The organism is Kaistia terrae (assembly GCF_026344005.1).
Classification (GTDB): Bacteria; Pseudomonadota; Alphaproteobacteria; order Rhizobiales; family Kaistiaceae; genus Kaistia; species Kaistia terrae.
Map to the genome: position 1 here is coordinate 259,312 of NZ_JAPKNH010000007.1, position 25,341 is coordinate 284,652.

The window sequence follows — 25,341 nt, forward strand, 5'->3', positions numbered from 1 at the left end:
GCGTTCCGTGTCACGTTAGGGGGAAAAGGTCAGGGTTCGGACCTCGGCCGCTTGCATCACACAACGTGCCCAACGGTCGGCCTCCTCACGGGAGATTTTGCCGCTCAGAACGTCTTCAAAGACTTGGCCAGCCTTCGCCACAGCGCCTGGGCGGCAGGGACGACCAAGTCTTCACGGGTCAACGCCTCCCGACATACCATCCGCCTTGCAGGGGCCATCCCAAGGATCCGCTGATCATCGTACGGCTGTCGCTTGTGACCAGACGACCATCCACTGCCCATCGCGGTGCTCATACGCATCGGTATGCCAGTACTCGCTCAGGGGGACCTTGTGGCCTCCGAAGACGACCTCAAGACGGGCACAATACCGAAGGATGGCAGCGCCTTCATAGAGACGTACTGCTATTTCGTTGGGGTCCCAGGTGAGATACCGAATCTGCCCCGTCGCAATAGCTCCCAGATACTCGTCTCGGGAAAGAGGTGCGCCGATAGGGGGGATTAGCTGAAAATCGGGGGCATGGAGTTTCTTAGCCCCTTCGATATCGGCGGCCACCAATGCTCGTAGCCGGCCGCGCTCTGTCTCGCGGAGCGAGTCAGCCTGACTTGAAGAAGCAGCGCTAGTTGAAGTGGTGGCCATGCGGGTCTCTTCCATCGGATACGATTCGCGTGCGGATCGCTGCTATCTAGCCGATTTCGGAGCCTCGGCGCTCCTGCATATCCCGAGAGCCGCGTCCGCGACTTCAGCGCGCCCGGCAATCAGCTCGAGTGGCCAACGTCCATTCCCCGCAATGCGCGCGGTCGCGCTCACGCATCCTTGTCATCATGGCGTGTGATCAGTCGCGCCCCGCGGCCACCAGTGGCATGGGCCCATAGCCAATTGAGCGCCACGGCGATGCGATTGCGAGCACCTATCAGGAAGAAAATATGAGCGATTCCCCAGAGCCACCACGCCAGCCGCCCCTTGAGGCGCAAATGGGGAAAGTCGGCTATGGCTGCTCGGCGACTTACTGTGGCGAGGTTGCCTTGATGGCGGTAGCGGAACGGTTGGGGCGCTTCCGTTTGGCCGCTTAGCCGCCTTCGGATTAAATGGCCGACATATTGCCCCTGCTGTTTCGCCGCTGGGGCCAAGCCCGGCACCGGCTTACCGTTGCTTTGAACGGCCGCAGTGTCTCCGATGACCCAAATGCCGTCCGCGACGCTGAGGTCCGGTCCGACCACCACCCGCCCGGCACGGTCGGAGAGTGTATCCAGCCACTTCGCTGCAGGAGAGGCCTGCACTCCCGCGGCCCAAAGGACCGTTGCGGCCTCAATGGGCTCGTCACCTCTCGCAATGCCTTTGGCATCGACATGGGTGACCGCTACCCCGGTCAGAATCTCGACCCCCATTTGAGCCAGCGAGCGTGTCGCAAAGGCCGAGAGAGGCTCTGCAAAAGTCGCCAAGATCCTCGCATTTGATTCTACCAGGATAACGCGAGACGATTGCGGGTCGAAAGCTCGAAACTCCCCGGGCAAGGTTCTCCGCGTCAACTCTGCAATCATGCCGGCGAGTTCAACGCCCGTGGGGCCCCCGCCCACAATCACGAATGTCAGGAGTGCGGCGCGCTTTTGAGGATCTGACTCGAATTCCGCCCGCTCGAACGCGACAAGAATCTTACGGCGAATGTTCGTTGCGTCATCGAGGTTTTTCAAGCCCGGCGCAAATGCTTCCCACTCGTCATGCCCGAAGTAGGCGTGCCTGGCTCCGGTCGCGACAACGAGGAAATCGAAGGCAATGGAGTTCCCGTCATCGAGCCGGACGATCCGTTCCCCGCGGTCGATGCCAATCACCGTGCCCAACAACGTGCGGATGTTTCTGTGACGGCGAACCAATGAGCGGATGGGCCATGCTATGTCGGACGGACCTACGAGAGCCGTGGCGGCTTGATAGAGCAGAGGTTGGAAGAGATGGTAGTTTCGCTGATCGATCAAGGTCACTGCGGTCGCCGCACCCCCTAAGCTCTTTGCACAGCTGAGCCCCCCGAACCCGCCACCTATAATTACCGTTCTTGGAAGCGGCATCATCTCTCCTGGCTGGCTTAGGCCTTCAGAAGGTAGCGCAAAAGCGTGGCTTCTGCGATGGGCAGACAAGGGCCGCATCCTGGCACCAGCTCTTCATGAGCCGCACCAATGATCAATGCGACCGGCCTTCGCGGCCTTCCCTGGTCGGCAGGGCGCTGCCAGCCCTCCTGGATCAGCACCGCACCTCTACGTCCCCATCCGCCGCCGTGAGGTTCGCCAACGTGCGCCCATAGCGGTCCCTCCGCCCGAGCGCTCGATATAGACCGGGGCGCCGCAAAGGAGCTTGGCGTGATCCATGCGGCGTCATCTTGACTTTTGCGCACTCTTGGCGAGTCGCAGACATGACCTTTGAAACTTGACTGCTGTGTTCATGAATTACGATAATGCAGCGTGACTCGTGAGGCCTCGCCTGGCTCGCCCCTCAACCCTGAGAAAAATATTGACCGACATATTGCAGACTGTTGCCGCAAAAGCCCTCCCATCTGCTTCCGAGGTGCTCGAAAGGCTTAGGGCGCTCGACAGGCTGATGCTCATCACCACGGGAGGCGGGGTTACGCACGAGCGGATCGGTCGTCTCGACAAGGTAACGCTGAATGAAGGAACGATCGTTTGTATCGGTCCCGATCATGACGCGAGCATCACGCAGTCGGCGATTGCCGACATGCGGATCGACCGCCGCCGCATGAACGGCGATAAGGCGTATCCGCGTGTTGATTTCATCGATAACAGCGGTCGTACGATTTTCAGCGCTGTCAGCTTTGTCGGGTTGGAACCCTTTGACGCCGCGCTTGAGGGCTTTGATATCGCCCCGTTGGACGGAGACCCTTTTAAATTCAGCTTGCCTGATGACGAGATCAATCCACGGGATCCGGGCTTGACGGCACTAGAAGCGCTTGCCGCATCCAACCGCCCCGTGACCGTTACGGTCGAACGCGAAGCCTACAGGCAAAACTGGAAGGGCGTTGTCGAAAACATCGTCGCGCGGAATGGCTTCATCAACATCATGGTCGAGAATTTTCACTTTCATTTGCGGGCGGGCACCGTCGCAGAATGGAAGCAAAGCGTTGATGACGACCATCTCACGCTGGTTGCCGTGGACGATGATGGGAAACAAGTCGGGCTGAAGCTATGCGTTGAAGGTACTGAACCGTTGATCGTGGCAGCTCTCGCGTACTGAAATCCCGACGACGAAAAAGCTCACGCGGCAGGCGTGTGCCATACACTTTCAGTGTGTGAGGCGCAGGAACTTGTCGTGCTGTACCGTCGCCTTCCGGCGAAAAAGCGGGCCTCGCTTCTGGCGGGAAGATTTGGCGGCATTGGGCCAAATCTTCCCGAGATCACCGATCGTTCGCACCGATCTCAGCCGCTGACCGCCTGGAAAACGAACCGCCCCCAACGACGTATCGGCCCGAGTGGTCGTCCCGGCCCCTCCTCCCACGCGCGGCCAGACAGCAGTCATCACCCGGGGCTCCCGACGTGACAACCGCTGGCTGATGCAGTCCAACTCAGACGACGTTGACCATAGTTCCAGACCGACCCGAGGCGAGCATCGCTTCTACGACCTGGACCGAGCGCAGGCCTACCAGCGCGTTGCCGCAGTTTTCGGTCGGCGCGCCGAGACAGATGTCAACAAAGGCCTCGACCGGCGTGACGCAGGTATAGGCTCCGGCACCGGGCTCGATCGCCATCTCCTCGTCCTGGCCGTCGAGGCGACGCAGCCACAGCCGCTCGCGCTCGACATCGAGCAGCAGCATGCCTTCCGTACCGAACAGGCGGATATCGACCTGGAACGGGGAACCGGGCGGCACGGAAGCCGAGCCGGAAAGCGATCCGGTCGCGCCGCCGGCGAAGGTCACGGCCAGCGCGTTATGGATGTCGGTGTCGATCGCCGACTTGCCGAGCAGCGCGAACACGCCCTCCGGCTGCAGGTCCGTCACGTAGAACAGGCCGCCCAGCATGTGGACCAGCTGGCCCCAGCCATAGCCGCCGGTGCCGGGATGGGCCCAGGTGGCGCGCTCGGGGCGGAACATCTCGTTCTCGGTGCCCTGAAGCTCGCCGCCGGAGACGAGGTCCTCGATCGGCGTCGCCATTTGCGCCGAGACGTGGCGGATGCGGCCGATACGGCCCGAGGCGACCAGTTCGTGCGCCCGCTTGAAATAGGGCTGGAAGCTCCAGCCATACGGCACGAGGATCTCACGGCCTGCTTTTTCCGCAGCCGCGATCAGGAGGCGGGCATCGGCCGCGTTCGTCGCCATCGGCTTCTCGACCATGACGTGGCTGCCCTTGGCCAGCGCCGCCATCGCCTGTTCGGCGTGGAGATGATGTGGCGACGCAATGATGACGCCATCCATCTCGACGTTGGCGAGCAGTTCCTCATAGGTCTCGTAGGCGTGCGGGAAGCCGAAGGCCTCCTTGACCCTGGCGAGCTCGGCGGCTCCCGGTCGCGCGACGCCGACCAGTTCGACGCCCGGATGGCGCTTCAAGATCGGCAGATGGTTGGCGACGGCCCAGGAGCCGGCGCCGATGATGCCGATGCGCGCCTTGCGTCCGGCCAGGGCTGTCTCAGCCATATGTGCTCCTCCCGGGGCGATCAGCGGCGCTTGGCGCCGGGGACGAAGGGCTCGCGGTCGAGCCACTTGCGGTACATGTCCGGCACGGCGCATTCCGGGTCGTTGAAATAGGCCTTGTAATCAACGCCGCCGACGAGCGCGATGTTGCCCCAGGGGTCGAGCGCGCCGGAGCGGACGATGACCTTGGCCTTCTGCGCCAGCGGGCCGACCGTGTCCTCATAGGTGACTGCCTCGAAGTCGCGCTCGTCGAACCAGGTGGTGAGCGAGCGGTAGAGGGGCTTGTTGTGCTCGGCGACCTGGGACGCGAACATCACCTTCTCGACGATCAGTTCCGGCGCGATCACCGAATAGAGCTGGTCGAGCGTCGGCAGGTCAGCGCTGATGGCGAGGTCGATGCGCCAGGCGTCGGCGGGGATCGGGAAGCCCGCATCGACGATCATCATGATGTCGCCATGGCCCATCGTGGCGATGGCTTCGGCGAGTTCGGCGTTGAGAATACCGGAGCGCTTCATCGTTTATTCCTTTGCTATGCCGCGCTGATCGCGCGATCGAGTTCTGCATGGGTGACGTCGCGGACGATCTCTTCGACGACCTTGCCGTGCCGGAACAGCAGGATGCGGTCCGACAGGCGGGCGAGTTCGAGCGAGTCCGACGAGGTGAAGACCACGGCGGCGCCGGAATCCGCGATGCCGCGCAGGATGTGATAGATCTCGGACTTGGCGCCGATATCGACGCCGCGCGTCGGGTCGTCGAGCATCAGCACCTTGGGTTCCATGACGAGCCAGCGGGCGATCAGCGTCTTCTGCTGGTTGCCGCCCGAAAGCGACGTGATGCGGTTGAGGATCGAGGATGTGCGGACCGAAAGGCGCTTGATCGCCGCCAGGGCCTTGCGCCGGCGCGTCGTCCCGTCACTCGTATGCATGGCTTCGTCGGTCGCCTCGGCGTTCCGCAGCACGCTCATCAGCGGCAGGATGCCTTCACGAAGCCGGTCGGCCGGAAGATAGGCGACGCGGCTGCGGATGGCGGCGCGCGGCGTCGAGCGGCCGATCGGCTTTCCAGCCACGGCAATCGACCCCGAGCTCGCGTGGTCCATGCCGAAGATGTGGCGCAGCAGCGACGACGGCCCCGAATCCGGCAGCCCGGCCAGAGCGACGATCTCGCCGGCGCGCACCTTGAGCGAGGCGCCGGCCAGTTCGCGGCCATGTACATCAGCGACGTCGAGCAGGACTTCCTGGGTCGGGCGCGGCTTGACCTGCAGCGGGAAGATCTCGGCCGGCTGGCGGCCCAGCATCGCGTCGACGACCTTCTCGTGGTCGAATTCGGCGACCGGGCGGGTGGTGATCAGCGTGCCGTCGCGGATGACGGAGATGCGGTCGGCGATCGAGAAGATCTCGCCCAGCTTGTGCGAGACATAGATGACGGTGACGCCGACGGAGCGCAGATGGCGGATGCGCTCCAGCAGGCGGGCGGCTTCGGCCGCGTTCAGGGCCGAGGTCGGCTCGTCGAAGATGATGACCTTCGCGTCCCAGGTCAGCACCTTGGCGACGGCGACAAGCTGCTTGTCGGAGGACGAGATGTCGCCGACCCGCATCGAGGGAAGGATTTTCTGTTCCTGGAGTTCGTCGAGCGCCTTGCGCGCCCGCGCCGCCATCTTGTCCTTGGACGGCTTGACGAAGCCGCTGTCATCGATGCCGAGCGCAATGTTTTCGGCAACCGTCAGATTGTCGAAGAGGTCGAGTTCCTGATGAACGACGCCGATGCCGCAGGAGAGCGCGTCGCGCGGCGTCTTCATTTTCAATTCGGTGCCGAGGGGGCCGATGATGGCCCCCTCGCTGGGATTGTAGACGCCGGCAATCAACTTGATCAGCGTCGATTTACCCGCGCCGTTTTCACCGACGAGCGCATGAACCTCGCCTTGCTTGAAGTCGATGCTGACTTTGCGCAGCGCCCAGAAGCTCCCGAAGGACTTTCCCAAGTCGCGAAGCTGAAGCATCGAAGTCATCGGCGGATACTCTCGTTCTAGATCAATTGGCAGGGCAGGAAAGCAGCAGGCTTACTCGGCCTGGTGGTTTTCGACGTTGGACTTGTCGATCACTTCGACGCCGGTGTCAGTGTGCGTCGGCGGCATCTTGCCTTCGGCGTAGATCTGGTTGAGTACCAGCACGGCGTCATGGCCCTGGCGTTGCGGGTTCTGCGTGATGGTCGAGGTCAACGCGCCCGAAACGATCAGTTCGCGCGTCTGTGGCAGCAGGTCGGAACCGACGACCGGGATCTTGCCGGCCATGCCATTACGCTCGAGATACTGGCCGATGGCCGGGAACGAGCAGCAATCGAGCGAAATGATGCCGGTGATGTCCGGGTTGGCCAACACGGCGTTCTCGATCGCGGCATAGACCTGCTGCGGCTCGTTGGTGGTGTTGACCAGGCTGGCGACCGTGATGCCGGGGTGCTTGGCGAGCGCCTGGCGGGCGCCGTTCTCGCGATCCTTCGACCATTGGGCGGCGGCGTCGACCGTGAAGATCAGGATTTTGCCCTTCTCGCCCATTTCCTTGACCAGCGTCTCGCCCATGACCACGCCGGAGTAGACGAGGTCCTGGCCGACGAAGGTCAGGCGCTGCGAGGCCGGATTGTCGGTGTTGAAGGTGACGACCGGAATGCCGGCGGCAAGCGCCTTGTTGATGACCGGTGCGAGCGCGTCGGTCGAAGACGAGGAGACGGCGATGCCGTCGACGCCCTTGGTGATCCAGTTCTCGAGCTCGGCAACCTGCTTCTCGGCGCCACCGCCGACAGGGCCGGTGAAGAGCGCGTTGACGTTCAGTTCCTTGCCGGCAAGCTCGGCGCCCTTGCGCATCGGCACGGCAACCGACAGCGCCGGGTCATGGTAGGACACGACGAAGGTCGGCTGTTCCTTGGCTTCCGCGCGAGCCTTGATCGTCGGCGACAGCGTGAAGTCGGCGGCAACGGCCGGGACCAGCATGGCGAGCGTTGCAAGGCCCGCATAAAGTGAAGCGCGTATCATGACATTCTCCTCCCAGTGAATTTTGGTTCTTCGAATTTTCAGTCTTCGAATGGCTATTTCTTCGACGTCAGTCCGCCGATCAGCGCCGCCGTCAGCACGACCGCTCCGATCAGGGTCGTCTGCCAGAACGGCGTGACGCCCAGCAGGATGAGGCCGTTGCGCACGACGCCGATCAGCAGCACACCCAGCAGGGTTCCGGCGATGGAACCCTCGCCGCCTCCAAGCCGCGTGCCACCGATGATGACCGCGGCGATGACGTCCAGCTCCAGGCCGATGCCCGTGACGGGCTGAACGTTTTCGAGAAATCCGAAATTGATGATGCCGGCGAAGGACGCGAGCAGGCCGGCGATCGCAAAGGCGATGATCTTGGTGCGCGAGACAGGCACGCCGACGATGCGCGCCGCGCGGTCATTGCCGCCGACGGCGAAGATGTGGAAGCCGAAGGTCGTCTTGTGCAGCAGGAAGAAGCCAAGCGCTGCGACGACGATCAGAACCAGCACCTGGTTGGACAGGTTGCCGATCAGGCTGCCCTGCGCCAGCGCCGTCAGGATGGGGGCGGCACCCTGGCCATGCGGCAGGGAGACCGGCATGCCGTTGCTCATCACCAGAGTCGCGCCGCGTATCAGATAGAGCGTGCCGAGCGTGGTGATGAAGGAGGGGATGCGGCCGGCAACCGTGATGGCGCCGTTCATGGCGCCGATGGCGAGGCCGAACAGCAGCGTGATCAGGATCGCTGCGACTTCCGGCACGCCGCTGACGATCAGCAGGCCACCGACCATGCCGGCGAAGCCGTAGAGCGAACCGACCGAGAGATCGACCTCGGAGATGATCAGCACATAGGTGGCGCCGATCGCCAGCACGCCGAGCAGCGAGATCTGGCGCAGCAGGTTGAGGATGTTCTGGCCGGTCAGGAACACAGGGCTCGCGATGGCAAAGACGATGCAGAGCGCCAGCAGCGCCCCGAAGACGCCGGCTTCGCGCGTCAGCAACAGCCCTCGGGCCGATTGCATCCATCCGCTCTGCGAAGCACTGCCCGTTGCGACGTTCGTCATCATCCTATCTCCCTCGCATCGTCGCTGCTCAGTGCGCGGACGATTTCGTATCCGATGGTCCACGAGACAGGGCGCGGCGAAGCGGCCCGGCTCGCAGGTTGTTCAATCGATTGAAAGCTTGGTGCGCTGCCACTGCCGGCATGCGCGGAAGGACGGGTCGGCGGGGTGAGGCCGCCGACCGGCCGATTACTTCAGTTCGCCGGCGAACACGGTCAGCTTGATGTCCGGCAGGATGGTCGCAAGGTTGTCCTTGCTGACGGTAAGGATCGGAAGAACGACTTCCTTCTCCGTCTTGCCGCCTTCAAGCTTGGCAATGACGCTCTCGCCCGCCGTCTTGCCCATCAGGTAGGGCTGCTGCATGCCGCTGGCGACGATCGAGCCGTCCTCGATCATCGGCAGGAATTCCGGCACGCCGTCAAAGGCGCCGATCAGGGTTTCGCCGCCGCGACGCATGGCGTCCACGGCACGCTTGGCGCCCAATGTCGGCGAGTCGGTCTGGACAAAGATGCCGCGCATTTCGGGATGGGCGGTCAGCATGTCCTGCACGAAGCGATAGGTCTCGTCGGCCGTATAGGTCTGCATCTCGTTGCGGGCGACGATCTTGTTGCCGGCCTCTTCCATCGCCTTGACGAAGCCGTTGGTGCGCTTGACGCCGTTCTGGCGCGCCTGGGAGATGGTGACCATGCCGACTTCGGCATTCTTCCAGCCCTTGGCTTCGAACGCCTTGGCGAGCGCCTTGCCGACGTCATAGGCGCCGGCCTCGTCATTCGAGGTGACGAAGGTGACAAATTCGCCCGAAGTCGTGCCGATGCCGGCGAAGCTCACCGGGACGCCCGCCTTCTGGGCGAGACCGAGCACGGCCGGCGCGGTCGAGGAGTCGGTCGGCGACAGGACGATGCCGGTCGCGCCCTTGACGATCGCGTCCTGCGTGTTCTGCAGCTGGGTCTGGGTGTTGTTGCGGCTGTCGAGCGCGACGAAGTCGTAGCCGTGCTCCTTCGCGGCCGCTTCGACGCCCTTCGACACATAGCGCCAGAAAGGCGCGTCGAGACCGGCCGACAGATAGACGATCTGCTTGCCTTCGGCATGGGCCGCCGGCATCGCGACAGAAGCCAGCAGGCCGAATGCGCCTGCCAGAGCGATGAACTGACGCTTGGTATAGGTCATGGTTATTCCTCCCTCATCGACGGCGGCGTTCGCCGCCCTTCCTCTCGCGCCTAGGGCGCGCCGATAACACCCTCCGAGATCAGACGATCGATCTCCTCGGGGTTGAAACCCGCGGCACCCAGAACCTCGCGACTATGCTCGCCGACCAGCGGCGCGCCTCTCTCCACAGTCGACGGGGTCTTGCTGAAGCGGATGGGGAATCCGGGGGTCTTCAGGTGCCCCTCGGAGTGATGTTCGTATTCGACGAAGCTGCCGTTGAACTTTACCTGCGGATCCTCGACCGTCTTGGCAAAGTCATTGACCGGGCCGGCCCAGAGGCCGAGCGCCAGCATCGCCTCGATCAGTTCGGCCTGCTTCCAGTTGGCGCTGTGCTTGGCAACCAGCTGGTGGATCAGGTCGCGCTGGGCGAAGGAATCTACGTCGTCGTTCATCGACAGGAAGATCGGCTCGTTGAACAATTCGCCGAGCTTGGCAAGCTGCGGGAAGGCGAGCGCGACATAGCCGTCCTGCGCCTTGAACACGCCATAGGGCGCGCGGATGTAGACGTGGCCGTGCGGTTCCTGCGTACGCTGCTGCGGCTTGCCGTCGATGGTGAAGACGGAAAGCTCCTGCATCTGGAAGGAGATCGCCGCGTCAAGCATGTTGACTTCGACCAACTGGCCCTCCCCGGTGCGCTCGCGGTGCAGCAGCGCCGCCAGCGCGCCCTCGAAGGCGGCATAGGCCGTAGTCGCGTCGACGACATACTGGCCGATCGGCTGGGGCGGTCCGTCCGCCTGGCCGGTCGAATACATCGCGCCGCTCAGCGCCTGCAGCAGCAGGTCCTGGCCGGGGCGCGCCGAATAAGGGCCCTCGGCGCCATAGCCCGAGATCGAGACGTAGATCAGGCGCGGGTTGATCGCCTTCAGCGTGTAGTAGTCGACACCCAGCTTCTTCGCCACATGCGGGCGATAGTTCTGCATGAAGACGTCGGCATCCTTGACCAGCTTGTGCAGGGCGGCCTGGCCCTCGGCTGCCTTCAGGTTGATCGCCAGGCTGCGCTTGTTGCGGTTCAGCGACAGGAACGAGGCGTTGATCTTGCGATCGCCGCCGCCCGCCGGCATGCGCCGCTGCCACTCGCCCTCAACCGGCTCGATCTTGATCACGTCGGCACCGATATCGCCCATGCGCTGGGCCGCGAACGGGCCCGACATCGCAACCGTGCAGTCCAGCACGCGGTAGCCCGAAAGGATCTGGGCCTTGTTCCGCTCTTCCTGGCTCATTGCCTCTTCCCACTCTTGTCGTTTTCGCCGCCTTCTGGCGGCGTAATTTGTTCACGATTGTGATAGCGCTAACAAGTTGCTATGATTTGTTAGCGCCAACATGGGAAGCTGTCAATGCGTCGCAGACGATTTGGAAATGCTCCAGCCGGGACTGGCGTCATCACGATGTCAGATGTCGCCAACCGGGCTGGCGTCTCGTCGCAGACGGTATCGCGCGTTATCGGCCGGCCGGAGATGGTCACCGAGGAGACCCGCAAGCGCGTCAACGACGCGATTCGCGAACTGAACTACATCCCCAACGAAGCAGCGCGGAACCTCGCCTCCAATAGCAGCCGCGTTGTCGCGGTCGTCATCCCGACTCTGTCCAGCTCGGCCTTCGCCGCGCAGGTCAAGGCGACGATCGATACGCTCGAGATGCGTGGCATCTCCGTCATCATCGGCAACAGTGAATACTCGGTCCTGCGCGAGGAGCAGATCATCCAGACGCTGCTGGAACGCCGGCCGATGGGCTTCATCCTGACAGGCCTGCACCATACGCCGCGCGCCATGGACCTGTTGCGCCAGAGCGGCGTACCCGTGGTCGAGACCTGGGATACCGACACCGCGCCGCTCGATTGCGCCGCCGGCTTCTCCAACATCGCCGCCGGCCATGACGTCGGCTCGCTGCTGGCAGCGCGCGGCTCGCGGCGCATCGCCTTCGTTGGTGGCGCGGCGCATCAGGATTCGCGCGCGAATGGCCGTTTCATCGGCCTTGCCAAGGCGTTGGAAGAGGCGGATCTGCCGCCACCGCTGCGGATCGAACTGGTGCTGCCGATGAGCACGCAGGACGGCATCGGCGGCCTCGACCAGGTGCTGCAGCGGGCGCCGATGACCGACGCGATCTTCTTCTCGGCCGACAGCCTGGCGCTTTCGGCGCTGCTGGAATGCAACCGGCGTGGCCTGCGAGTACCGGAGCAATTGGCGATTTGCGGATTCGGCGATTTCGACCTCGCCTCGCTGGTGACGCCGGCGCTGACCACGGTGAAGATCCAGCCCGACGTGATGGGGCGCACCTCGGCCGAGCTGCTGCTGGCGCGGCTCGACGGCGACGACAAGCCCGCCAGCGTCGTACTCCAGCACCAGTTGATCCGTCGCGGCAGCGCCTAACGTCGCCGCGACCTTTGCCCATTCGCTTCAAAGGGATAACGGCTGCCCGCCATCCCTTGAAGACACACTAGATCCGGTACCAGCCCTCGGCCGTCGTGCGGAACAGCTGGCGCTGCTCGTCGGCGGAATAGCCGGAGACGATCTCGCGATAGGCGTTCACGACGGCCGGATAATCGCTGAACAGGCCGTCCAGTGGCCAGTTGGTGCCGAACATGCAGCGCGACGGGCCAAAGGCCTCGATGCAGACCTCGATCCAGGGCCGGATCGTCTCGACCGTCCATTCGTGATCGACCATGGCAAGGCCGGACAGCTTGCAGGCAACGTTGGGCGCCTTGGCGAGATGCTGGATGCCTTTGCGCCACTCGTTGAAATAGGGAACGGTGCGCTGCTTCGGGAAGCCGCAATGGCCGAGAATGATGGTCGAGCGCGGAAAATCCCGAGCAAGATCGAACGCCTTGCCCATCTGCGGCCAGCCGGCATCCATGTCATAGATGAGATCGCGCTTCTGCAACGCGTTAAAACCACGGCGAAACGCTGGATCGTCGAGGAAATCGAGACCGATGAAGGAGAGCATGCGCACGCCGCGGAAATTGGCGTATTGCATGTGCCGGTCCAGTTCGGAAGCGGCATTGTCGGCGGCGAGATCGACGCGGGCGATGATGCCGTTCGGCATGCCATGCTCATCGGCGACCTTCTGCAGCCATTCTGTCTCGCGCACCGTATCGATCTCGCCATCGGCGGTCTCGATATGCACGGACTTGATCAGGTTGACCGGCGCGCCCTCGCGTTGCAGGTCGGTGACCAGATAGTCCTTCATGATGGCGGAATAGTCGCCGGAAGGATGGCCGTGGAAAGGCTTGTCGGTCAGCCAGCCATAGCGGATCCCGCTTTTCAGGTCCCAGAGATGATGGTGAGCGTCGACGAATTCGAATGCTTCGTTGGTCATTGCTTCCTCCCCGTAGGTGTCAGGCCGGTCGCGCCAGGACCATGGTCGTAAACGCGCCCGTCTGCACGATCTCGTCGTTCTGGTTGTGGACGGCGATATCGCGCACGATCACGCCGCGATCGCCTTTGCTGGTCCGGCGCGCGCTCGCGACGGTCAGCTTCAGGCGGATCGTATCACCGAAGAACACCGGCTTTTTGAACTGCCAGTTGACGCCGAGCAAGGCCACGGCGGTCCCGTCCAGCCCACCATCGCGGTCGGCGAGGCCGGCCGAGACGATCAGCGCCAGCAATCCGTGCGCGATCGGCTTGCCGAACGGCCCCTTGGCCGCAAACTGATAGTCGGTGTGGGCAGGGTTGTAGTCGCCGGACAGGCCGGCAAAGGCCATGACATCGGCCTCGGTGATGGTCCGACCGGGCGACCAGAGTTCGTCGCCCTCGTGAAAGTCGTCGAAATAGCGGGCCATTGTCGTCCTCTAACAGAACCTATATTTCGCCCAAAACGCCATAAATTCCACGACGAAGAGCTCGCTATGGTTAGCGCTATCAATGTCGGACTTCAAGTAGCCACGCAATTCGGCGGGTTCACCCGCGAAGCCATCACCATCCGGATCAAGCAGAGGATCAACTCGTGTCGCACCTAGGCCAGCGGTCCGTGCCGGATCACTACCTCGGCGAGGGCCTTTAAGAACATCTATGGTGTTCGACACGGTGCTGACGCTAGGTCGCGACAGCACGGTCCATCCGGGAGTTACCGAATCCTGATCGTCCTCCGACGATGGCAGGATCTACAAGCCGGCCATCCCCGAAGGCCTCGTCTGCCATGACGGCTCGGCCTTCGACACCGCTGCCGCCGAAATCAGCATCGTCCAGTCGACTGCACCGGTGACCAACAATCCAAACATCTCAGTAGAGGGCCGATCACCTCGACTTCAGTCGACGGCGCCCACCGTGACACTGCATCTCTCCGAGCCGTTCGGGCCCCTGCCCTCGCTGGTGGCCAGCATCCAAGCGTCGCTGGTTTGCTCGACTTTTTCCCGCAGAACACACTCCTGCGGGTTGGCAACATCCGTCAGCGTTTGCCACTCTTGATCGGTCAGCTCGCGCATCCCCGTATCCCCGAAAATGGCGCGGGGCCCGAGGGCCCCGCGCTTTGCTCAAACCAGATCGTTGTTCAGGCCGGCGCGATCGCGGCGCGGAATTGGAACGTCCGGATCGAAGCCGGTCCAGCCTGCCGTTTCATAGTCCGTGCGCCGGCGCTCAAGGTCGACCGCACGGGCGTTATGCAGGATACCGCGCGCCAGTTCCGACTTGTCGTCGGCGACGCGAGCCGTGACAAGCGTGCCGCCCCGACGAACACCTTCGGCGTACACATGAGCATCCCTTTCCGGCACGCCGGAGTCCGTGAGCGCGCCGACTATTCCGCCCGCCGCACCGCCGACGACAGCACCGGCGGCAGCACCTGCCGCCGTCGCGATCAGCCAGCCAGCAGCGACCACCGGGCCAACACCAGGGATAGCGACGATGCCGAGGCCGGCCAGCAAGCCGCCGAGGCCACCGAAGGCGGCGCCCAACCCTGCACCGGCGCTGGCATCGACGGCGACGTCCGAGCTATCAGTATCCGCGTCGACATTGGAGGCGACGACGCTGATATCATCGTGGGGAATACCGAATGCTTGAAGATCGCGAACGGCGGCGGTCGCATCGGCGTGGGTATCAAACAGTCCGGAAATGGTCGTAGTCATAGGGGTATCCTTTCGCTCGATGCTTACTTGCTGGTGACGTTGCCCTGGAAGTCGACGGCGACGTCCATCATGGCTCCGCCCTTCGATGCCTTGCCGCGCCAGATGCCTTCAGAGTCCTTGACCAGCGCCGAAACATCTGTGTAGCCGGCGTCGGCGACGCGAGCGCGGGCCTGATCTTCGGTGAAGCTGTTCGCACCGGCCACCGGAGCGGCTGGGTTCGTCTGCTCATCAGCGACAGCCGGGGTCTTGGCTTCTTCAGCAAAGGCGGGAGCTGCAAAAGCAGCGACCATGAGGGTTGCGAATACAATCTTGTTCATGATGGTCTCCGAATTTGGACTTAGGTTCCCCGTTCACGGGCAAAGCGTGTTCGATCGGGACGGGGGATGAGACGGGTCTGCGGCCTCGGTCAGGCTCTCGCGGACTTGCCGGCGCTTTGGTTCTCTGCTGCAGCATTCACACCCGATTCAGCGATCTGGGTGAGAAGAGCGTCGGCCTTGTGCTCCTCCTGGAGCGTCTGGTCGAGCAGCTTGGCCGCATCTTGCATTCCGAGCTGGGTAGCCCAGGTCTTCAGCATGCCGTAGCGGGCAATTTCATAATGCTCGATCGCTTGGCCGCAGCCGATCAGGACAGCGTCTGACGCGGTCGTGCCGCCGAAGTCCTCAAGGTCTTCCTCCATCTCGGAGGTGATGCCAACCATGGCGTCGCAGGTTTTTCCACGGACCGGCTTCCCGAGGATTTCGAAGACCTGCACAAGCCGATCAACATGACCCTGGCTTTCCTCGCCATGATCCGCAAAAGCTTTTTTGAGCTCGGTCGACTGTGCAGCCTTAGCCGATTTTTTGCATGCTTTTACAGATTGCTTCTCGGCAAAGTAGACATCCTTCAACGTTTCATAGAAAGCGTCCGACAGATTTTTTTCTGTGGGCATAACTATCCTCCAGAACGAAAATTTATTCTTGGGGGGTGATTTCTCGATTACTGGTATCAATCCCTTCGCCCGGTGTTCGTTCCATAAATTCAAGACGGCCAGGACAATCGTTCTGTATGGCTTAAGGCGTAGACTGAATTGTTGCCGAGGCAGAATTGGCCCATCGGGGCTCTGCGACCCATCATCGTGGCCGGCATTTCCGCGTTGAATTGAAAGCGGCAAGGCGATTGGCCGGTATCGAACTGGCCTTGTTGCACGTTTAAACTGAAGCACGGGAACGGTGAGAACTCAGTGGCATTAGATGCCCATGTCAGATCTATCCAAACCGCCCAGCGAGTCATCCGCCATCCGTGCCGGTGGCCTTGTCATGGTCTCGGGCGAGGATCTCGATATTCGACGACGACGTTGCGGGACGGGGTTCATCTATCTGGATCCTCGTGGGGTCCGCATCCGGGAAGCTTCCGTTATCGCGAGGATAGCTAGCCTCTCCATTCCCCCAGCTTATACCGACGTCCGGATCGCAACTCGCAAAAACGCGCATCTTCAGGCCATCGGTCGGGACGCTGCAGGCCGATGGCAACACCGCTATCATGATGGGTGGCAAGAGGTTCGGGAGAACCGCAAGGTCGAGCGGTTAACTCTGCTGGTCGCCGCCCTACCGAAGCTGCGGGCCCAGGTCCGGCGCGACATCGCCCGGCGCCAGTTGGATTGCACCAAGGCTCTCGCCTGCGCTGTGGCCATTATCGACCAGAGCCATATCCGCGTCGGTAGTGAGGTCTATGCCGCAACCAGCGGCGCTCGAGGCGCCGCGACGCTCCTGAAGCGCCAGACGCGCCTTTCCTCCTCGAGATTGCTCCTCTGCTTCAAGGGCAAAGGGGGCACGACCATAAATTGCGAACTTCGCGATGCCGCACTCGTGCGAGCCCTGCGGCGCATTCACTCTTTGGCCGGTCCGCGATTGATCCAGTTTCGCGATTCCGCCGGGCAGGTCCGGCCCATCCATTCGCAGGAAATCAACGACTATCTGCGGAGTATTTCCGGGGCGGACATTTCGGCGAAGGATTTACGCATGTTGGGTGCCAATGCGCTGGCCGCCGAGCATCTCGCACGCCTGACACCTGCTTCGAGCGAGAGTGCGCTGCGTCGGCAACTCAACTCGGCCATGCGGCTTGTGGCGGACAATTTAGGCAATACGCCCGCGGTCGTCCGGAAAAGCTACGTTCATGTCAGCGTTGTTGAAGCCTTCGCCAGCGGGAAACTGGCGGAGGTCCTTGTGCGGGTTCGAGGCGGTCGAGCCCGGAATAGAGCTGAAAATCTACTGCGCGCCCTTATCGGTGGCCGAGAGAGTGGTTGAAGGTTGTCAACTCAATATCTGCCATAACCACAGCGCGCTCAACGCGTTGGCGGCGCTAATCCGCTGTACTGGGCAAAAACACATAACCCGTCTTTTCAAACCTCGAAGGAGACATCGATAGAGCAGCCTGGCGGCATGGAGTACTCAATCGAAGCGCCGAGGCTGGCGGCCATCGCGGTGACGATGCGCCCTCCGACGCCAGTTCCGCGAGGCTGATCGGCAACATCCCGGCCGATGCCATCATCTTGAACCGCGAGGGTAAGCCGGTTCACGGCATCCTCCCGCAAGATGACGCGGATCTCGCCGCTCATCCCGTTTGGATAGGCGTATTTGAAGGCGTTGATCACCAGCTCGGTGACCAGGATGCCGATGTTCACCGCCTTGTCTGTCGGGACGGATACGGGATCGATATGACAAAGCGTCGTTGAGGCATGCCCCGAGGCCTTCATCGTCGTTTCGAGTTCGCTGACCAACCCGACGAGATAGCTGTAAAGATCGACCGTCCGCACGTCGTGGGACGAATAGAGCCGGCGGTGAACGCCAGCGATCGCCGCGATCCGGCTTTGTACCTCGCCCAGCGCCTGCTTTACATGGGGCTCGGCGATGGCCGTGGCCTGCAGGCGGATCATCGAGCCGACAATGGCAAGGCTGTTGGCGACGCGGTGGTTGACCTCATGCAGCAGCACTTCCGCGCGCTCCTTGGCAACCCGTGTCTCCTGTTCGGCCAGGTCGCGCGCCCGCTGCAGGCTCGCTTTCTCGACGGCCTGGTCGATGGCGCTGCCCAATATCTCCAGGAATTCGTCGCCGACCGCCTTCGGTACATAGTCACTGGCGCCGGCCTTGAGCGCCGCGACGATCACTGCCGTGTCGCCGGATGCGGTGACATAGACTACCGGCGGACGATCGGGCATCGCGCCGAGTTCGCGCAGGAAATCGAGGCCCGTGCCAGTCGGCAGGTAGTGGTCGAGCGCGATGACGTCGATACCCCCCAACGCAAGCCGCGCCAGTCCGCTTTCACCCGTCGATGACGCTTCAACCAGATAGCCACGGCGTCCCAACGCCTTCTGCACCAGGCGCGTCAGCCCCGGATCGTCGTCGATATAGAGGATAGAAATCGGCCGGTTCGGCATCGCTTACTCGGTTTCCGGCACTTGCATGACCGCAAAGAACAGCCCGAGCTGTCGGATCGCGTTGGCGAAGCCTTCGTAGTTGACGGGCTTGGTGATGTAGACGTTGGCGCCCAGATCGTAGCAGCGCTGGATTTCGCGGCTGTCGTCGGTCGTCGTCAGCACGACGACCGGCGAGCGGCGCGTGTGCTGGTTCGACTTGATCTTTTCGAGGATGTCGATGCCGGTCATGTCCGGCAGGTTGAGATCAAGCAGCACGAGGATCTGGCGGCCAGCGCTTTCGATGCCCGAGCCGTCGGCGCCGAGAAGGTAGCGCAGCGCATCCGTGCCATTGGTGAACGGAATGATTTCGTTGCTGACGCCGGCACGGCGAATATTCTTCTCGATCAGGCGGGCATGCCCCTCGTCGTCTTCGATCATGACGATGAGGACTGGCTTGGCTTTCTGGTTCACTTATGCAGCTCCAATGATTTTGTGCAGGTCGCGCGCGAATGTGAGTTCAAAGGTCGAACCGGTGCCCAGTTCCGACCGGACGACGATATCGCCACCGATATTGCGGGCCATCGACCGGACATGGGCTAGCCCGATGCCTTCGCCGGGCTGATCCTGAGATCCTGACCGACGGAACAACTCGAATATGCGCTCGTGGTCCTGGATAGCTATGCCGCGCCCATTGTCCGCGACTTTCACCACGATCGTGTTGCCCGGGCCCGTGGCGGCCTGGATATGGATGCGCAGCGGACGCTGGGGCGCGCGATACTTGACGGCATTGTCGAGAAGGTTGCCGAAGATCTGTTCGAGAGTGAGGCGGTCGGAAAGCGCTGTCGGCGGCTTGCCTTCGATGATGAGTTCGCCGCCCGCCTCGACGATCTGGTGACGCACGGCATTCCCGGCGTTTTCCAGCAGTGCTTGCAGATCGACGCCCTCGGGCTTCAACGTGCGCCGTCCCTCGCGCGATAGCTTCAGGATCGCATTGATCAGAGCATCCATCTTGCGGGTCGAGGACCGGATGAAGGTGATCGCTTCGGGCAGTTCTTCGAAGGCGGCCAGGCGCGCCGCCTCGCCCTTCTCATCCACTTCCCCATACGGCGTGGCCTTCTCCATAGCGGGCACGGCCTCGCCGATATAGGCCTGCAGTGCCTCCAGGCTGGCCTCCAACTCGCTCGTAAAGCCCATAATGTTAACCAGCGGTGCGCGAAGGTCATGCGTGACGATATAAGCGAACCGTTGGATCTCTTCGTTGGCGCGCCCAAGATCGGACGTTCGTTCGGTGACACGCTTTTCAAGGTCGGTGTTGAGGATCGCCACCTCACGCTGTGCCGCGACGAGCTGCCGTGTGTACAGCCACACTGTCCAGGCCGATCCGCCGACGACGACAAGGATGACCAAGGCACCGAAAAAGGTCACCCATCGCAGCAGGTCGATGCCGCGCTGCTGTCGCTCGATGCTGGCAATGACACTCTGGTCGGCTCGCTCGATGGCGCGCTCGAAGAATTGACGGGCTTCGTCCATCAGTTCGCGACCACTATCAGCGTCGACAATGGCGAGCGCCGCGTCGCGCTGCCCGCTCTTGAACAACTCGATCGTCCGCTCCAGCTCGGCAAATTTCGCCGTCAGCGTTTCGCGCAGGCGGGCGGTCAGACCGGCTAGTTCAGGGTTGTCGGCAAACGCTGCCTGAACTTTGTCCATCTGCTCCGGGAACTTGGCTCGAGCATCCTCGAATGGAGCGAGATAGAGCGGGTTTCCCGTCAGCAAATACCCACGCTGGCCGGTCTCCGCGTCCTGACCGAGACCTCGCAGGGTGATGAGTGACGACCGCTCGGAACGCGCCTTGATCAGATTCTTGGAGTTGACGTCTGTCTCGCCGACGAGCCAGAACATCGCCGCGACAATGGCCAGAAGCGCGGCCAGGCCGAGCAGGATGAACAGGACAGTCGAGCGGACCAGAGCATTTTTTGAGATCGGCATGGGATCACTTTTTAGGCCCAGTCGGTGGCTGGACATCTTGGCCCGCACGCTATCGTTGGGGCCCGAGGACAGCAAGCTGCGAATAGCGCCGCGGATCTCCCACAGGCTCTTGCCCATCCGGAAGTGCGCATGGCGCGTCGACTGGAATTTACGAGGTGGGTCCGTCAGCCAGCCCCCAGACCGCTGCCGTCTTCAGTCCCGCCCCGCCATCCCGACGAGGTCGCCTCGCCCTCATCGCAGAACCACCGCTCGATGGTGCTCTGGCGGGCTGTCGTCAGGCTGGCGATGGACATCAATGCGGTGTTCTAGAGCTGGCGGGATTTCAGGATGTCTTCGATCTTCTTGAGCGCGGCGGCCGAACGGCGTAGTGCCGCGGATCCCTTCTTCATGGACGTCTCCAAACGACGCTCGATCGTCGGATCGACGGTGTTGTCCGTCCGAGCTTCGTCTTCCCCCGATTTGTGAATCTTCAATTCCAACCCCGCCTCCTCATGCCCATCCAGGGCACTTACGCAGCGGGGATGCGTTAAGTTTCATGGGGGTCATATAATACGGTTTGATACCCATTTCGTCATAACGCTGCCGACCTTGCTCGCCGTCTGGCGGTCATTCGGCTGCTGGTCGGCATCAGCGCGGGGCTCCAACCGCCCCTCATCGTCTGCGACCCTTTCCAACGTGGATTCCAGGCGGTCGAGGATGACGGCGGAACGCTCCAGGGCCGCCGCGCCTCTTTCAAGCATCTTCCTTTGAGACTTCGTACGTCCTGCCTCTGCGAGAGCGCGGGTAGAAAGATGCTTCATTTCGCGAGCTTCCAATTCCTGGTCGATCTTGGGACGGGACAACAGGTGGGTCAGCTAGGAAGGGACGGCACTCGTTTCTACTGCCTATTCGAGCAGTTGACGACAATCTGCACCAAGTCGCAGGCCAAGGTATTCACCGATTATCTGCACCAGCGCCTCTCCAAGGACGGCGCCGAGACGCTTTCGGCCTCTTCCGTCGTCCATACGTTGTCCAACCTGAAGGCGCTCTTTGACTGGCTCACGGCCATCAAGAAGCGGAAGGTCGACTGCCGAGCCTTATTGTGACGTTCTTTGTCCCTTGGCTCTCTCTTCCGAAGCCAGGGCTAACTGGAAGCACCGCTCACTTGGCTCGTTGTGGCACTGCTCTCCCCATGGCTCATATTGAGCTGTATGGCGGGTGGTCCGCAGTGGAAACGCTACGGTTCCAACTAGGAGCATCGTTCCTTCTACTGCCACTCTTCGTACATAGAGAAGAGGCAAGTCGTAAGCCGATCAACAGGCTGCGACCTCAAAATAAATCCCAGTTGACTTCAGCCGAAGCACGGCCGAGCATTTCTTGTGGGAATATGAGCCGACGAGTCCGGCATCATTCTTGGCGGAGCAGCTCATGTCATGGTGGAGTAGCTCAGTCTCCCTACCGCTTGCATCGACGGGCGAAGGGACCGAGGACGGCAGCGCAAGTGAGGCCGGTGCTGACGATATTCGATCACAACTCGATCGAATCCTGAGAAGCCCGGATTTCGACGTCACCGAACGGTCGCGAAAGTTCCTGACCTACGTCGTCGAGGAGGCCATCGCGGGCCGTGCCGACCGTATCAAGGCCTATGCGATCGCAACCGATGTCTTTGGGCGCGATGCTTCTTTCGATGCCCATTCCGATCCTGTCGTCCGGATCGAGGCGGGCCATCTTCGCCGTGCGTTGAACCTCTATTACGTCACCGGCGGTATGTCGGATCCGTTGATCATCTCGATCCCGAAGGGGAGCTACGTCCCGAAGTTTGACGCGCGTCCGACGGCGCGAATGGCAAGTCCGAGCGTCGCTCCCTCCCTCTGGCCGCGCGCGGCGGGAGTTGTAATCGCTTCCGTGCTAGCGCTGGCCCTCTTCACATGGCTGGCGGTCGATTGGACGCGGAGCGCGGCGGTCCAGGCGCCGGCGCTGCCTCGCCTCACGGTCATGCCCTTCGACGACCTCACCGATGTAGGGAATTCGAAGGCGATCGCGCGCGGGCTGACGCGCGAAATCATCGGTCAACTCGCCAAGTTCAAGGACATCGTCACCATCGAGGGCGATCCACAAGGGGCACCTGCCGGATCCACGCCGGAGGGATCGCGCTACATCCTGGCCGGGGACATCAACCTGGCCGACAACCAGTTTCATGTCCGCGCCCGCGTGCTGACGCGCGGCGAGAATTCGGTGATCTGGGCGAACAGCTATGAGGGCGATTTGCAGGCCTCGAAGCTTATCGGGATCGAGGCGGAGATCGCCCGCCAGGTCGCGACCGCGCTGGGCCAGCCCTATGGCGTGATCTACCAGGCCGATGCGTCGCGGCGGCAGGACAACGCCCCCGACGACTGGCAGGCCTATGCCTGTACTCTCTCCTATTATGCCTACCGCGCCAGCCTCGACGCCAAGACGCATCCGGCCGTTCGCAAATGCCTGGAGGACGCCGTCCAGCGGTTTCCAAACTACGCCACAGCCTGGGCGCTGCTTTCCCAGACCTATGTCGACGAGATCCGCTTTCGCTATCCGATCGAGCCTTCGTCATCGCCGGCGTCGATCGACAGGGCGCTGGAGGCCGCCCGGCGGGCCGTCGAGCTGGACCCGGAAAACATCCGCGCGCTCCAGGCGGAGATGTTCGCGCTTTTTTTCCATGGCGAGTTCGCCGCCGCGCTGAAGGTCGGCGAGCAGGCCTTCCGCCTCAATCCGAACGATACGGAGCTGGTCGGCGAATATGGCTTCCGCCTCGCGCTGGCCGGCGAGTGGACGCGCGGCTGCGCGATGATCGAGGGCGCGCGCCAGCGCAATCCGGGGCCGCTCGCCTATTACGAGGCGGCGCTGGCGCTTTGCGCTTATTTCCGCAGCGATTTCAACGAAGCCGAGATGTGGATCACCAAGACACCGGCGCCCGGGAACCCCAACTATCACATCATCGCCGCGGCGATTTACGGCGAGAGCGGGCAGACCGAGAAAGCCGCCCGCGAGCGGGAATGGCTGCAGGCGCATGTGCCAAAGCTGCTGGCCAACCTCAGGCCCGAAATCGCGATCCGGGTGGTGCGTCCCGAGGACGTCGAGCACCTGATGCAATCGCTGCGAAAAGCCGGCATAGCCCCACCTTCCAGCGAGAGCCCCATTTCCAACTAGGACAGGGACGCAAGCCCCTTCATTTTTCGTCCCGCCTCAAGCGTTCGACCGAGGCCCGCGCGAATGGGTCTGCACCCTTGCTGCCGTCTGGAACAGCATCGCCTTCATGCGTCCTGGGCCGAGAGCGTTGCTGAAATTGCGGAAGGCGAAGAATGGGATGAGGGCGACAAAGAGGATCACGGACACGCAGGCGAGGCCGGCAATGCCACCACCGCCAATGGCCGGAAAGCCGATGGTCTCGCCCCTGACGAGGCCGACGATCATTTCTTCGACGATATGGAAGAGGATGAACAGGACCGCGAACAGGCCGGCATCACGCAGGATAGTGAAGATCAGCGGCCTCTCGTAGAACCGCCGGCTGAGGTTGATCTCCTCCAGCACCAGCATGACCTTGGCCAGGATGAACGCGTTGATGATCGCGAAGCCCTGGGCCCGGAAATTGATCCCGTGCTCCTGGAGAATGATCCGCTCGTTGAGGACGAAAAGGCCGAACAGGATCCAGAGATAGAGGAACAGGACGAGGAACCGCTTCACCTCGTCGACGGCGCGCGTTTGCAGGCGCCGGAGCCGGCCTCTCTGCTCAGGAGCCTCGCCGTCGTCGCGCGGGGCGGGATCGAGGGTCACGGCTGGCCGATCCCGCGGCGTTCGCTGGAGCTCAGCACCAGTTCCTCCGCCATGATCGGAATGGCGAGATTGCAGGCCTGCACACCCTGCGCCACGCAGAGCTTCAGCACCTCCATGATCTCCTCGACCGTCGCCCCGAGCCTCAATGCCGCCTTGATGTGCCGGCGCGTGCCGGGCGCGTACATGTGCGTGAAGGAGGCATCGAAGGCGATGCTGAGCAGTTCGACCAGCTTTGGCTCCAGGACGCCGCTGGCGTAAATCGCTGCGCCGACGGCCATGAACTCGTCGGTCCAGACGGGATCGAGCTCGAAGAACGGGTTCCAGGCCTCGTTCCATTGCCCGAGCTCGCGCATCCGGTCGCAGGCGGGTGTTGGAGGCGCTGGTCCCTCGCGTGGTGCCGGCTGCACGCCGGCGGCTCGAGCTTCCTCGAGCAGGATGGGGGCACCCAGGCTGCAGCTATGGATCGAAAGCACCGACGCCATCTTCACGATCGTGAGGATTTCGTCGCGGCTGGCGCCCGCCGCCAGCGCCGAGTGGATATGCCGGCGCGTGCCGTCCGCGTTGAGATTGGTGGCGGCGGCGTTGATGGCGAGGCTGATGAGCTCGACCGTTTTGCGCGGCAGGACGCCCGATCGCCAGGGGTTGGTGCTCATCCGTTCGCAAGCATCGGCCCACGCCGCATCGCCCAGGCGCAGCTGTTCAAGGGCATGACTCCAGGGGCCCGTGGTCTCGCTGGCAGGTTCAACCTGCGCGGAGGTGTGTGGCATGGTTTCAGCCCTCCTCAATCGGGTTCCGGCATCGGAAACGCATGCGCGTCCGGCTGCCAGATGGCGAACATGTTTCCGGATGGATCGGCGAGGACGGCCACCCATGCCGTTCGCGGAACAGCGGTCTTCGGCCGCATCACCCTGGCGCCCATCTTTTCCGCAAGTGCGAGCGAATCGTCGATCGAGTCGACATCGACGAATTGCAGCCAGCCCTTGGGGTCGGCTTTCGGCCGGTAGGTGAGGCCCCCGCCGACGCTCTCTGGCTCCTCCGGATCGAGGTGCATGCGCCAGTATTGCAGGCCTTCCAGCTGCTCCATCCGCCAGCCGAAAAGCGTGTTGTAGAACGCGGAGAGCTTCTCCGGCTCGTCGCCATAGATTTCGAAATGGGTTATCCGCCCGGCCACGCTTTTCTCTCCCGCGCTTGCCCTGGAACGGGCGGCCCGCGCCGGAGCGCAGA

The 25,341-nt window shown here is 62.6% G+C and carries 27 protein-coding genes; 5 read left to right on the top strand and 22 right to left on the bottom strand.

From position 1 onward, the window contains the following. Nucleotides 1-234 precede the first annotated feature (234 nt). The gene (locus OSH12_RS19515) at nt 235-651 is read right to left on the bottom strand and encodes a nuclear transport factor 2 family protein (RefSeq protein ID WP_323180695.1); all 417 of its coding nucleotides are present in this window, start codon (nt 649-651) and stop codon (nt 235-237) included. A 152-nt stretch (nt 652-803) separates the two neighbouring features. After that, nucleotides 804-2,060, bottom strand: a complete 1,257-nt coding sequence (locus OSH12_RS19520; RefSeq protein WP_380224985.1) for an NAD(P)/FAD-dependent oxidoreductase — start codon at nt 2,058-2,060, stop codon at nt 804-806. A gap of 436 nt (nt 2,061-2,496) precedes the next feature. Here OSH12_RS19520 and OSH12_RS19525 point away from each other — a divergent pair, with 436 nt between their 5' ends. Beyond that, nucleotides 2,497-3,234, top strand: coding sequence for a ChuX/HutX family heme-like substrate-binding protein (locus OSH12_RS19525; RefSeq protein WP_266345278.1), 738 nt, complete (start codon nt 2,497-2,499; stop codon nt 3,232-3,234). 328 nt (nt 3,235-3,562) lie between these two features. On the opposite strand, the gene OSH12_RS19530 is transcribed toward OSH12_RS19525, so the two are convergent. The 7 genes from OSH12_RS19530 to OSH12_RS19560 all read right to left on the bottom strand — a co-directional run bounded on the left by OSH12_RS19530 (nt 3,563) and on the right by OSH12_RS19560 (nt 11,121). Continuing rightward, a complete protein-coding gene (locus OSH12_RS19530) occupies nt 3,563-4,627 on the bottom strand; it encodes a Gfo/Idh/MocA family protein (protein ID WP_266345279.1) in 1,065 nt (354 codons plus the stop codon). A 20-nt stretch (nt 4,628-4,647) separates the two neighbouring features. Then, entirely contained in the window at nt 4,648-5,139 is a 492-nt protein-coding gene (gene rbsD, locus OSH12_RS19535) for a D-ribose pyranase (RefSeq protein WP_266345280.1), read from the bottom strand. A 14-nt stretch (nt 5,140-5,153) separates the two neighbouring features. After that, nucleotides 5,154-6,629 (bottom strand): sugar ABC transporter ATP-binding protein, encoded by a 1,476-nt coding sequence (locus OSH12_RS19540; RefSeq protein WP_266345281.1) that lies wholly within the window; start codon nt 6,627-6,629, stop codon nt 5,154-5,156. A gap of 51 nt (nt 6,630-6,680) precedes the next feature. Beyond that, nucleotides 6,681-7,646, bottom strand: a complete 966-nt coding sequence (locus tag OSH12_RS19545) for a sugar ABC transporter substrate-binding protein (protein ID WP_266345282.1) — start codon at nt 7,644-7,646, stop codon at nt 6,681-6,683. A 53-nt stretch (nt 7,647-7,699) separates the two neighbouring features. Then, complete coding sequence (locus OSH12_RS19550; protein WP_266345283.1) at nt 7,700-8,701, bottom strand: ABC transporter permease; 1,002 nt, start codon at nt 8,699-8,701, stop codon at nt 7,700-7,702. Between the two features lie 183 nt (nt 8,702-8,884). Then, nucleotides 8,885-9,862, bottom strand: a complete 978-nt coding sequence (locus OSH12_RS19555; protein WP_266345284.1) for a substrate-binding domain-containing protein — start codon at nt 9,860-9,862, stop codon at nt 8,885-8,887. 50 nt (nt 9,863-9,912) lie between these two features. Beyond that, nucleotides 9,913-11,121: a CaiB/BaiF CoA transferase family protein gene (locus tag OSH12_RS19560; protein WP_266345285.1), complete on the bottom strand. Its 1,209-nt coding sequence runs from the start codon at nt 11,119-11,121 to the stop codon at nt 9,913-9,915. Between the two features lie 165 nt (nt 11,122-11,286). Between OSH12_RS19560 and OSH12_RS19565 the strand changes: the two genes are divergently transcribed. Next, complete coding sequence (locus tag OSH12_RS19565; protein WP_266345286.1) at nt 11,287-12,267, top strand: LacI family DNA-binding transcriptional regulator; 981 nt, start codon at nt 11,287-11,289, stop codon at nt 12,265-12,267. A gap of 67 nt (nt 12,268-12,334) precedes the next feature. On the opposite strand, the gene OSH12_RS19570 is transcribed toward OSH12_RS19565, so the two are convergent. The 6 genes from OSH12_RS19570 to OSH12_RS19595 all read right to left on the bottom strand — a co-directional run bounded on the left by OSH12_RS19570 (nt 12,335) and on the right by OSH12_RS19595 (nt 15,882). Further along, a complete protein-coding gene (locus tag OSH12_RS19570) occupies nt 12,335-13,213 on the bottom strand; it encodes an amidohydrolase family protein (protein ID WP_266345287.1) in 879 nt (292 codons plus the stop codon). Nucleotides 13,214-13,232: 19 nt separating this feature from the next. Next, nucleotides 13,233-13,676 carry a MaoC/PaaZ C-terminal domain-containing protein gene (locus OSH12_RS19575; RefSeq protein WP_266345288.1) on the bottom strand — a complete coding sequence of 148 codons (444 nt, stop codon included), beginning with the start codon at nt 13,674-13,676 and terminating at the stop codon, nt 13,233-13,235. A 465-nt stretch (nt 13,677-14,141) separates the two neighbouring features. Beyond that, nucleotides 14,142-14,318, bottom strand: coding sequence for a hypothetical protein (locus OSH12_RS19580; protein WP_266345289.1), 177 nt, complete (start codon nt 14,316-14,318; stop codon nt 14,142-14,144). 48 nt (nt 14,319-14,366) lie between these two features. Beyond that, nucleotides 14,367-14,954, bottom strand: coding sequence for a general stress protein (locus tag OSH12_RS19585; RefSeq protein ID WP_266345290.1), 588 nt, complete (start codon nt 14,952-14,954; stop codon nt 14,367-14,369). A gap of 23 nt (nt 14,955-14,977) precedes the next feature. Next, on the bottom strand, nt 14,978-15,271 hold the full coding sequence (locus OSH12_RS19590; protein WP_266345291.1) for a PepSY domain-containing protein: 294 nt from the start codon (nt 15,269-15,271) through the stop codon (nt 14,978-14,980). Between the two features lie 89 nt (nt 15,272-15,360). Beyond that, nucleotides 15,361-15,882: a YciE/YciF ferroxidase family protein gene (locus OSH12_RS19595; protein ID WP_266345292.1), complete on the bottom strand. Its 522-nt coding sequence runs from the start codon at nt 15,880-15,882 to the stop codon at nt 15,361-15,363. 307 nt (nt 15,883-16,189) lie between these two features. Here OSH12_RS19595 and OSH12_RS19600 point away from each other — a divergent pair, with 307 nt between their 5' ends. Beyond that, entirely contained in the window at nt 16,190-17,236 is a 1,047-nt protein-coding gene (locus tag OSH12_RS19600; protein WP_266345293.1) for a DNA topoisomerase IB, read from the top strand. A gap of 95 nt (nt 17,237-17,331) precedes the next feature. Here OSH12_RS19600 and OSH12_RS19605 read toward each other — a convergent pair whose 3' ends face one another. The 4 genes from OSH12_RS19605 to OSH12_RS19620 all read right to left on the bottom strand — a co-directional run bounded on the left by OSH12_RS19605 (nt 17,332) and on the right by OSH12_RS19620 (nt 20,810). After that, on the bottom strand, nt 17,332-18,366 hold the full coding sequence (locus OSH12_RS19605) for a histidine kinase dimerization/phosphoacceptor domain -containing protein (protein ID WP_266345294.1): 1,035 nt from the start codon (nt 18,364-18,366) through the stop codon (nt 17,332-17,334). 3 nt (nt 18,367-18,369) lie between these two features. Then, nucleotides 18,370-18,783 (bottom strand): response regulator, encoded by a 414-nt coding sequence (locus OSH12_RS19610; RefSeq protein WP_266345335.1) that lies wholly within the window; start codon nt 18,781-18,783, stop codon nt 18,370-18,372. 33 nt (nt 18,784-18,816) lie between these two features. Continuing rightward, the gene (locus tag OSH12_RS19615; RefSeq protein ID WP_266345295.1) at nt 18,817-20,448 is read right to left on the bottom strand and encodes a sensor histidine kinase; all 1,632 of its coding nucleotides are present in this window, start codon (nt 20,446-20,448) and stop codon (nt 18,817-18,819) included. A gap of 188 nt (nt 20,449-20,636) precedes the next feature. Next, nucleotides 20,637-20,810: a hypothetical protein gene (locus OSH12_RS19620; RefSeq protein ID WP_266345296.1), complete on the bottom strand. Its 174-nt coding sequence runs from the start codon at nt 20,808-20,810 to the stop codon at nt 20,637-20,639. Between the two features lie 312 nt (nt 20,811-21,122). Here OSH12_RS19620 and OSH12_RS19625 point away from each other — a divergent pair, with 312 nt between their 5' ends. Both OSH12_RS19625 and OSH12_RS19630 read left to right on the top strand, forming a co-directional pair. Further along, the gene (locus tag OSH12_RS19625; protein WP_266345297.1) at nt 21,123-21,416 is read left to right on the top strand and encodes a hypothetical protein; all 294 of its coding nucleotides are present in this window, start codon (nt 21,123-21,125) and stop codon (nt 21,414-21,416) included. A 322-nt stretch (nt 21,417-21,738) separates the two neighbouring features. Further along, on the top strand, nt 21,739-23,493 hold the full coding sequence (locus tag OSH12_RS19630) for a hypothetical protein (RefSeq protein WP_266345298.1): 1,755 nt from the start codon (nt 21,739-21,741) through the stop codon (nt 23,491-23,493). A gap of 36 nt (nt 23,494-23,529) precedes the next feature. On the opposite strand, the gene OSH12_RS19635 is transcribed toward OSH12_RS19630, so the two are convergent. From OSH12_RS19635 to OSH12_RS19645, 3 genes are read right to left on the bottom strand one after another with little or no spacing between them, the layout of a single operon-like run. Further along, the gene (locus OSH12_RS19635; protein ID WP_266345299.1) at nt 23,530-24,117 is read right to left on the bottom strand and encodes a hypothetical protein; all 588 of its coding nucleotides are present in this window, start codon (nt 24,115-24,117) and stop codon (nt 23,530-23,532) included. Next, nucleotides 24,114-24,884 carry a carboxymuconolactone decarboxylase family protein gene (locus OSH12_RS19640; RefSeq protein ID WP_266345300.1) on the bottom strand — a complete coding sequence of 257 codons (771 nt, stop codon included), beginning with the start codon at nt 24,882-24,884 and terminating at the stop codon, nt 24,114-24,116. The genes OSH12_RS19635 and OSH12_RS19640 overlap by 4 nt, the downstream gene beginning before the upstream one ends. 14 nt (nt 24,885-24,898) lie before the next feature. Further along, a complete protein-coding gene (locus tag OSH12_RS19645) occupies nt 24,899-25,288 on the bottom strand; it encodes a VOC family protein (RefSeq protein ID WP_266345301.1) in 390 nt (129 codons plus the stop codon). Nucleotides 25,289-25,341 lie beyond the last annotated feature (53 nt).

What these genes read in the sequence shown, in the direction of transcription:
- OSH12_RS19590 (WP_266345291.1), bottom strand. Translation starts at nt 15,271, where the DNA reads ATGAACAAGATTGTATTCGCAACCCTCATGGTCGCTGCTTTTGCAGCT.
- OSH12_RS19630 (WP_266345298.1), top strand. Translation starts at nt 21,739, where the DNA reads ATGTCATGGTGGAGTAGCTCAGTCTCCCTACCGCTTGCATCGACGGGC.
- OSH12_RS19560 (WP_266345285.1), bottom strand. Translation starts at nt 11,121, where the DNA reads ATGAGCCAGGAAGAGCGGAACAAGGCCCAGATCCTTTCGGGCTACCGC.
- OSH12_RS19565 (WP_266345286.1), top strand. Translation starts at nt 11,287, where the DNA reads ATGTCAGATGTCGCCAACCGGGCTGGCGTCTCGTCGCAGACGGTATCG.
- OSH12_RS19615 (WP_266345295.1), bottom strand. Translation starts at nt 20,448, where the DNA reads ATGGGCAAGAGCCTGTGGGAGATCCGCGGCGCTATTCGCAGCTTGCTG.
- OSH12_RS19515 (WP_323180695.1), bottom strand. Translation starts at nt 651, where the DNA reads ATGGAAGAGACCCGCATGGCCACCACTTCAACTAGCGCTGCTTCTTCA.
- OSH12_RS19595 (WP_266345292.1), bottom strand. Translation starts at nt 15,882, where the DNA reads ATGCCCACAGAAAAAAATCTGTCGGACGCTTTCTATGAAACGTTGAAG.
- OSH12_RS19610 (WP_266345335.1), bottom strand. Translation starts at nt 18,783, where the DNA reads ATGATCGAAGACGACGAGGGGCATGCCCGCCTGATCGAGAAGAATATT.
- OSH12_RS19540 (WP_266345281.1), bottom strand. Translation starts at nt 6,629, where the DNA reads ATGACTTCGATGCTTCAGCTTCGCGACTTGGGAAAGTCCTTCGGGAGC.
- OSH12_RS19530 (WP_266345279.1), bottom strand. Translation starts at nt 4,627, where the DNA reads ATGGCTGAGACAGCCCTGGCCGGACGCAAGGCGCGCATCGGCATCATC.
- rbsD (WP_266345280.1), bottom strand. Translation starts at nt 5,139, where the DNA reads ATGAAGCGCTCCGGTATTCTCAACGCCGAACTCGCCGAAGCCATCGCC.
- OSH12_RS19600 (WP_266345293.1), top strand. Translation starts at nt 16,190, where the DNA reads ATGTCAGATCTATCCAAACCGCCCAGCGAGTCATCCGCCATCCGTGCC.
- OSH12_RS19640 (WP_266345300.1), bottom strand. Translation starts at nt 24,884, where the DNA reads ATGCCACACACCTCCGCGCAGGTTGAACCTGCCAGCGAGACCACGGGC.
- OSH12_RS19550 (WP_266345283.1), bottom strand. Translation starts at nt 8,701, where the DNA reads ATGATGACGAACGTCGCAACGGGCAGTGCTTCGCAGAGCGGATGGATG.
- OSH12_RS19575 (WP_266345288.1), bottom strand. Translation starts at nt 13,676, where the DNA reads ATGGCCCGCTATTTCGACGACTTTCACGAGGGCGACGAACTCTGGTCG.
- OSH12_RS19585 (WP_266345290.1), bottom strand. Translation starts at nt 14,954, where the DNA reads ATGACTACGACCATTTCCGGACTGTTTGATACCCACGCCGATGCGACC.
- OSH12_RS19555 (WP_266345284.1), bottom strand. Translation starts at nt 9,862, where the DNA reads ATGACCTATACCAAGCGTCAGTTCATCGCTCTGGCAGGCGCATTCGGC.
- OSH12_RS19545 (WP_266345282.1), bottom strand. Translation starts at nt 7,646, where the DNA reads ATGATACGCGCTTCACTTTATGCGGGCCTTGCAACGCTCGCCATGCTG.
- OSH12_RS19605 (WP_266345294.1), bottom strand. Translation starts at nt 18,366, where the DNA reads ATGCCGAACCGGCCGATTTCTATCCTCTATATCGACGACGATCCGGGG.
- OSH12_RS19570 (WP_266345287.1), bottom strand. Translation starts at nt 13,213, where the DNA reads ATGACCAACGAAGCATTCGAATTCGTCGACGCTCACCATCATCTCTGG.
- OSH12_RS19625 (WP_266345297.1), top strand. Translation starts at nt 21,123, where the DNA reads ATGCTTCATTTCGCGAGCTTCCAATTCCTGGTCGATCTTGGGACGGGA.
- OSH12_RS19580 (WP_266345289.1), bottom strand. Translation starts at nt 14,318, where the DNA reads ATGCGCGAGCTGACCGATCAAGAGTGGCAAACGCTGACGGATGTTGCC.
- OSH12_RS19520 (WP_380224985.1), bottom strand. Translation starts at nt 2,060, where the DNA reads ATGATGCCGCTTCCAAGAACGGTAATTATAGGTGGCGGGTTCGGGGGG.